The organism is Mycobacterium sp. (assembly GCF_049585075.1).
Lineage (GTDB): Bacteria > Actinomycetota > Actinomycetes > Mycobacteriales > Mycobacteriaceae > Mycobacterium.
In genome coordinates, this window is sequence record NZ_JBAUZA010000266.1 from 1 (window position 1) to 6,929 (window position 6,929).

Annotated in this window: 9 protein-coding genes; 6 read left to right on the plus strand and 3 right to left on the minus strand. The window is 62.8% G+C overall.

Going from position 1 to position 6,929, the window contains the following annotated elements:
* Positions 1-400: CAP domain-containing protein (locus WB785_RS12570; protein ID WP_424079575.1), on the plus strand; the 400-nt coding region annotated here is incomplete at its 5' end.
* 4 nt (positions 401-404) lie between these two features.
* Here the strand turns inward: WB785_RS12570 and WB785_RS12575 are convergent.
* Entirely contained in the window at positions 405-680 is a 276-nt protein-coding gene (locus tag WB785_RS12575; protein WP_424079576.1) for a hypothetical protein, read from the minus strand.
* Positions 681-853: 173 nt separating this feature from the next.
* Here WB785_RS12575 and WB785_RS12580 point away from each other — a divergent pair, with 173 nt between their 5' ends.
* A complete protein-coding gene (locus WB785_RS12580; protein ID WP_424079578.1) occupies positions 854-1,096 on the plus strand; it encodes a DUF1918 domain-containing protein in 243 nt (80 codons plus the stop codon).
* A gap of 46 nt (positions 1,097-1,142) precedes the next feature.
* On the opposite strand, the gene WB785_RS12585 is transcribed toward WB785_RS12580, so the two are convergent.
* Positions 1,143-2,048: an SPFH domain-containing protein gene (locus WB785_RS12585; protein ID WP_424079588.1), complete on the minus strand. Its 906-nt coding sequence runs from the start codon at positions 2,046-2,048 to the stop codon at positions 1,143-1,145.
* 336 nt (positions 2,049-2,384) lie between these two features.
* Between WB785_RS12585 and WB785_RS12590 the strand changes: the two genes are divergently transcribed.
* Complete coding sequence (locus WB785_RS12590; protein WP_424079579.1) at positions 2,385-2,912, plus strand: hypothetical protein; 528 nt, start codon at positions 2,385-2,387, stop codon at positions 2,910-2,912.
* Between the two features lie 68 nt (positions 2,913-2,980).
* On the opposite strand, the gene WB785_RS12595 is transcribed toward WB785_RS12590, so the two are convergent.
* Positions 2,981-3,814, minus strand: coding sequence for a lysophospholipid acyltransferase family protein (locus WB785_RS12595; protein WP_424079581.1), 834 nt, complete (start codon positions 3,812-3,814; stop codon positions 2,981-2,983).
* Positions 3,815-3,878: 64 nt separating this feature from the next.
* On the opposite strand from WB785_RS12595, the gene WB785_RS12600 reads away from it, so the two are divergent.
* From WB785_RS12600 to WB785_RS12610, 3 genes are all read left to right on the plus strand, one after another.
* Complete coding sequence (locus WB785_RS12600) at positions 3,879-4,751, plus strand: SDR family NAD(P)-dependent oxidoreductase (protein WP_424079583.1); 873 nt, start codon at positions 3,879-3,881, stop codon at positions 4,749-4,751.
* A 2-nt stretch (positions 4,752-4,753) separates the two neighbouring features.
* Positions 4,754-6,517 carry a long-chain-acyl-CoA synthetase FadD6 gene (gene fadD6 / locus WB785_RS12605; RefSeq protein ID WP_424079585.1) on the plus strand — a complete coding sequence of 588 codons (1,764 nt, stop codon included), beginning with the start codon at positions 4,754-4,756 and terminating at the stop codon, positions 6,515-6,517.
* A gap of 35 nt (positions 6,518-6,552) precedes the next feature.
* Positions 6,553-6,929: alpha/beta fold hydrolase (locus WB785_RS12610; protein ID WP_424079587.1), on the plus strand; the 377-nt coding region annotated here is incomplete at its 3' end.

Sequence of the window (6,929 nt, forward strand, 5' to 3'; positions counted from 1 at the left end):
TGCGCGCGCCGACGATTTGGCGGCCGCGATCTACAGCGGCGTCAACCAGCTTCGCCAGACGTGCGGCGTGATCCGCGACGACCCGCGTTTGACGGCAGCGGCGCAACGGCAGGCCGACGACATGGTGAATAGCGGTGTGGGCGGCGGCCATATCGGTTCGGACGGCTCTTCACCGCTGACGCGGATCGCGGACGCAGGCTCGACCAGGCCCGGCTACACGGGTGAGATCATCTACTGGGGCACCGGATCCCGTGCGACTCCGAGCGCAGCACTTGACTGGTGGATGCAAAGTCCTGTACACCGAGCGGTCATCCTCGACTGCGGATTCACCGCCGCCGGCTTCGCAATCGCCTGGGACGGCAACAAGATGATCGCCGTCGGTGACTTCGCGGGTCCGTAAATGCTTACTCTCGCACCTGGCGGGTGACTAGGCCTTTGGTGGACCGGGAATCGATGACGCACCGGGAATCGACTTGCTCACCTTCTCGTTCGTCGCCGTAGTAAAGGCGATACCCCTCGATGACCATATGGTCGCCGTCTGAGTCCTCGTGGGTGACACTCGTTGTGCCGTCCGCCGTTCGGGTGACGGTGAACCACTGACCGGACCCGGGATCTTGGATCGTGTCACCCTCCTGGATCTCGGCCAGCGGCACCTGCTCTGTTACATGTTCCGAACTCATGACCCCAGAATTCTCCGGCCATCGGCACCGGTCAATCCCAGCTTTACCTAACTTGGATCGCTCAAGGGTCTGCGGTGCCGGAAGCTGCAGTAGCTAATCACCCTTCCGCTAAGTGACCAACGCGCGCAGGATGGAGGGGCCAGGGCGCCACCACGACGGGAACGGAGCGGGCGATGAAGGCGAATGTCGGCGACTACCTGGTGGTCAAGGGCACCACCACCGAACGGCATGATCAACATGCTGAGATCATCGAGGTGCGCTCTCAAGACGGCTCTCCGCCATACGTGGTGCGTTGGCTGGTGACCGGGCACGAGGCGACGGTGTACCCCGGGTCCGACGCCGTGGTCGTCACCGCCGCCGAGCACACAGAAGCCTCACGACGCGCTGCTGCGCGGGCTGGCCACGCTGCGACCTAGCCACCCAACGGTTCCGTGAGATTTGTTGGGCCAGAGAGTAATTCGATCAGCCGGAATACGGACCCGCGACGTGTGTGTCGACGTCCAGACCGCTGGCGTCGTCGGGGACCTGTGGCGGGTCCAGCTTCGGCATCTCGCTCTTCGAAGCCGCGGCCGAGGTCGAGGGCGTAGCGGCTTTGTCACCGCTCCCGGATGCTTCCGGTGTTGCTCGTTCCAGGAACCGGAGCAGTTCGACGGGGAAGGGAAGCACCAGGGTGGAGTTCTTCTCCGCGGCGACCTCGACCACGGTTTCCAAGAGCCGCAACTGAAGCGCAGCCGGGTGTACGGTCATCGCCTCGGCCGCTAGGGCCAGTTTTTCGGACGCCTGCAGTTCGCCGTCTGCGGTGATCACCCGAGCCCGCCGCTCACGCTCCGCCTCGGCTTGGCGCGCGATCGACCGCTTCATCGAATCCGGAAGTACTACGTCCTTGATTTCCACGCGGTCGATGTGAACACCCCAGCTCGCCGCGGGGCTGTCGATCATCAACTCCAGGCCCTGATTGAGGCCCTCGCGGTTGCTGAGGAGGTCGTCCAGGTCGCTTTTGCCGATGATCGAACGCAGCGATGTCTGCGCGACCTGGCCAATAGCGGATACATAGTTCTCTACGCCGACAACCACACGCACCGGATCCGCGACGCTGACATAGATGACGGCATCCACCCGCACGGTCACGTTGTCGCGGGTGATGCCGTCCTGTGCGGGCACCGGCATCGTGATGATCTGCATATTCACCCTCTGGAGGCGATCGGCGATTGGCATCAGCAACGCGAGCCCCGGTCCACGGATAGCGGTTTGCACCCGTCCGAAACGAAAGATGACGCCTCGTTCGAATTGCTTGACGACCCGAACACATGTGCCCAGCCAGAGTGCACCAAGGCCGAACACTGCGGCCACTGCGTAAAAGATGATCATCATGTCCTCCACTTCCGCCTCGGCAAGACCCGTCGGTACTTGTCGGCGGCTGCGGGCGCCTTACCGCCGATGAAACGTCGACACCCCTCCAGTGTGCGCCGATCACTCGAGACGTGCTCGAACCCCAGATGCGATGCCGCTAGATCATTTATCTAATGCCAAATTTAGAAAATCTGGCAGGTCTTTTCCCGTCTCGATAAAGTCCGTTGCGAGTTCCCTGGTCGTGCGGTCAAGGCGCCGCGCTCAGCCATTTTCGAGTGGGCTGCAGCGACCCCGAGATCGGAGAGTCCCATGAACAGCCACAACTGCACCACAAGCCAGGCCCGTCGGTGGGGTGTGGCGGTCGCAGCCGGCGTGGCAACCGTCTTGCTGAATATGACCGGCGCACCCGCCGCTCACGCCGATGACGGGTCCCTGGCAACGGATATCGGGCTGTTGAATTCAGCGGAGACGAATTTGACCGACGCCCTCAACGTGTTGAGCCAGGTCTCTGGGGGAGCATCAGGCATCCCAGCCAGCCTTCCAGACTTAACCAGCCAGTTCGAGGCGATTCAAACGCCGCTGTTGTCGTCTGACAACAGCTTCTTGTCGGGCTTGGGCGATGTCTTATTTAATGGTCCGGATCAGCAGCTTGCACAAAGCAGCGATGCCTTCCTCGTGGCTGCTGAGGCCTTTGCCGCCGACCCCACATCAAGCATCAACCAACTCGATACGGTTTCGACGGCCTTCCAATACGACGATTCCCTGTTGTTCGGCGCCCTCCCCGCCGACGTCGTCGGCAAGATCATCGATCAGCTCTTGGGCTTTGACATCGCCGCCAACGCTGGCGCTGATCTGGCGACCGGTTTCGGCCTGCCCTTCTGACGCGAGCGGCGAATCAGGCACTCAATCCCCTTACCGCAGCGGCCTTTCCCGAATTCGGCCCTCGATGATCAGTCCTCTTCAGAACTCCACGGGTTAAGGCGTTGGAGCAGCGACCGCTCCGGGTCATTCTCGCGTTCGTCGAACAGAAAGTTGAGCCCACCCTCGATCGAAGCTGCGGTGCGGGCCCTTAGTTCCCGCGCATTGGCCTCGTCAGCGACACCTTCATATTGCTGGGTGTAGATCGGTTCACCGAACCAGAAGTACAACCGCTCGGGTCGGGGTACGGGTGTCAGTCCGATGCCCCGCACGATCGGCAGTGGTTCAACGTTCAGCAGCTTCTCGCAAAGTTTGCGCAACGGAACCATCAGCGGATTGTCGTTGTCCAACACAATGTCCAACGCGTCTTCGATGCCCAGGGAGGCAAACGGGCTAATCGGGTAGCGGCCTTCGATTGCCATCTTTGCGAACCCGAGACGGTTCTTCCAGATCAGTTGATAGCGTTCGCCTTTGCGTTTGGCGACCTCGCGGGCCCCACCTGGAAAGACCAGGATTAAGTCGCCGCGGCGCATAAGTTCACGCGTGTTGGGTCGGGTCCCCGGGACGATACCGGCGGCTTTCATGAGTTCGCGGCTACCTGGCACCTTGAAGAGGACGTGCTCGCCGAGCCCGCGCACCACGATCCCGCGGTCAATCAACTCCGCAGTCCACAACAGCATGTCGAACACCGCGTACAAGGTGTGGTTGCCCACCAGCAGCGCGCCACGTTTGGGCACATTCTCGATGCCGTAGACCTTGGGCTGTATAACGCGACGCAACGGCGCCAGGGCCTTGACGACCGGCGCGAAAGATTTAGCGGACGGCGCGGGGGGCACCGCTTCGCGAGGGTTTGCGGCTTTCGCCACCCGTCGAGTCTAGCGCCGCCATGGGCAGAGGAACATCGCGCAGAAACGGGTACACCTGGTCGCAATGAGTTTTGTCGGCAAGGTAGTCAATACGGTCGTGAGCCCGCCACGAGTGTCAGATCAAGGCAGGCTGCGGAGTGCGGTGTCCGGCAAGTGTGTGCTGGTGACTGGCGCCTCATACGGCCTGGGTGAGGCTACCGCCCGCAAACTCGCCGCCGCCGGGGCAACCGTCCTACTTGTCGCGCGCTCCGCTGACAAGCTCGACGAGATTGTCGCGTCGATATCTGCCGCTGGCGGGCGCGCGATCGCCTACCCGACCGATTTGACCGATGAAGCGCGGACCACTGCGCTGGCCGACCATGTGACTGAGAAGCACGGGCCGATCGACATCGTTGTGAGCAACGCCGCCAAGTCGATTCGCCGATCACTGGAGCTGCAATACGACCGGCCGCAAGACTTTGAGCGCACGATCGAGACAAACTACCTCGGGCCGATCCGACTGCTGCTCGGACTACTGCCGGCAATGCGGGAGCGGGGGTCCGGTCACATCGTGAATGTTTCCAGCATCGGTGTCCGGATGCTGCCAACTCCGCGGTGGGGAACTTACCTAGCATCCAAGGGCGCATTCGACATGTGGTTGCGCAGCGTCGCACCCGAGCTCCACGCCGACGGCGTCGACGTCACGTCGGTGTATATGGGGTTGATCCACACCCGGATGAGTGAGCCCACGCCCAGCCTGCGCAGGATGCCCGGGATGCAGCCAGACGAGGCCGCAGACGTCGTCGCGAAGGCGATCATCGAACGGCCGCGCAAGGTTCAGCCCCGCTGGACCTTGCCCGGGGAACTTGCGTCAGTGTTATTGGCCCCGGTGCTCGAACGCGGGGCAGGACTGGTGTACCGGCACTCGGCCGATTCTGATCGTGCGCGGAACGTGTAGCCATGGCTGACGACACCGTCGGTCTGACCGATATCGCCGCCGGACTACCCGGTCTGCTGAAGGATGCGCCCGTCATCCTGCGCGGGGCGCTGACCGGCTTCATAGCCCATCGATCGGTCAAGACCTCGATCGGCAAGGTCTTCCAAGACCGTGCGGCACGCCACGGCGATCAGGTGTTCATACGCTTCGATGACGAAAGCTGGACCTATCGCCAGGCCAACGAGACGGTCAACCGCTATGCGGCCGTGCTTGCCAAACGCGGTGTCGGACGAGGCGACGTTGTGGGCATCGTGCTAAAAAACTCGCCGCGCATGGTGCTGTTGATGCTCGCGGCGGTGAAGCTGGGCGCGATCGCCGGCATGCTGAACTACCACCAGCGCGACCAGGTGCTCGCCCACAGCGTCGAGCTGCTGAACGCCAGGGCGTTAATCGGCAGCGATGACTTGCTCACTGCCGTCAAGGAATCCGGCGCCCAGGTCGCAGACATGATTTCCGTCGATGAACTCGACCGGCTGGCCGCCGATGCACCCGCCGACAATCCGGCAGCGACATCGTCGGTGCGGGCCAAGGACAGCGCCTTTTACATCTTCACGTCCGGGACCACTGGCGCGCCCAAAGCCAGTGTGATGACGCACTTCCGGTGGCTGTGGGCACTGGGTGGATCCGGCGCGTTCGGCATGCGGTTGAAGACCAGCGACACGCTTTACTGCTGTCTCCCGCTGTATCACAACAATGCGCTGACGGTCGCGTTGTCGGCGGTGGTCGGTGCCGGTGCCACGCTCGCCTTGGGCCGGTCGTTTTCGGCGTCGCGGTTTTGGGATGAGGTGATCGGGTATGACGCCACGGCGTTTGTCTACATCGGCGAGGTCTGCCGCTATCTGCTCAACCAACCGGAGAAGGACACCGACCGCAAACACAAAGTGCGCGTGATCGCCGGAAACGGGTTACGCGCCGACATCTGGGACGAGTTCACCCACCGGTTCAATATTCCGCGGGTCTTCGAGTTCTACGGAGCCAGCGAGGGCAACACCGGGTTCGTCAACGTGTTCAACATTCCCAAGACCGCCGGGATGTGCCCGACGCCGGTGGCCTTCGTCGAGTACGACACCGAAACCGGTGAGCCAGTTCGTGATTCGCGCGGCCGAGTTCGCAAGGTGCGCGGCGGCAAACCGGGACTCTTGTTGAGCAAGGTCACCAGCATTCAGCCGTTCGAAGGCTACACCGATGCCGAAGCCAGTGAAAAGAAGCTAGTGCGCAACGCTTTCCGCAACGGCGACGTGTGGTTCAACACCGGAGATTTGATGCGGCCGCAGGGCTGGCGGCACGCCGCGTTTGTCGATCGGCTCGGTGACACCTTCCGATGGAAGGGTGAAAACGTCGCTACTACCGACGTCGAGGCCGCCTTGCTTGCTGACCCGAATATCGAAGCCGCCACGGTGTTCGGCGTCGAGGTTCCCGGCGCCGACGGGCGGGCCGGGATGGCCGCCGTGGTGCTGCATGAAGGCAAGCAGTTCGACGGCGCGTCGTTGGCCAACACGGTCTCAGAGGGCCTGCCGAGCTACGCTCGCCCGCTGTTCGTGCGGGTAGTCGATTCGCTGGAGCACACTTCGACATTCAAAAGCAAGAAGAGCGATCTCCGCGACCAGGGCTACGCATCCGACGTCGGCGATCCGCTGTACGTGCTGGAAAATCGTGACGACGGCTACGTGCCTTACTACGACGAGTACGCCGATGAGGTGGCGGCCGGCTCCCGTCCAGCGGACTAACCGCCAATCGCGCGTTGTCGTGCTGTAATGGCGGTATGGCCGGCTATCGCCTGCTCGGCTTACCGCTGCAACCGCCTCGGCTGCCCGGGTTCGCTCGGGTCGGCCAGGTGCCGAGCGGCCGCACGGTGGAATTGCCGGGCCGCGGTTGCACCTACGTGGTCGACTCCGGGCCGGTCGCCGGCGCACCGACGTTCATGCTTCTGCATGGGCTCGCCTGTACCGGACTGATGATGTGGTATCCAGCGCTGGAGATGATGCGCGAATTTGGGCGCGTGGTGGTATTCGATCAGCGCTGGCACGGTCAGGGCATTTCCACGCCGCGGTTCCTGCTCGAGGACTGCGCCGACGACGTCGCCGCGCTCGCCGATGCGCTGGGCGTTGATACGTTCGTCCCGGTCGGTTATTCGATGGG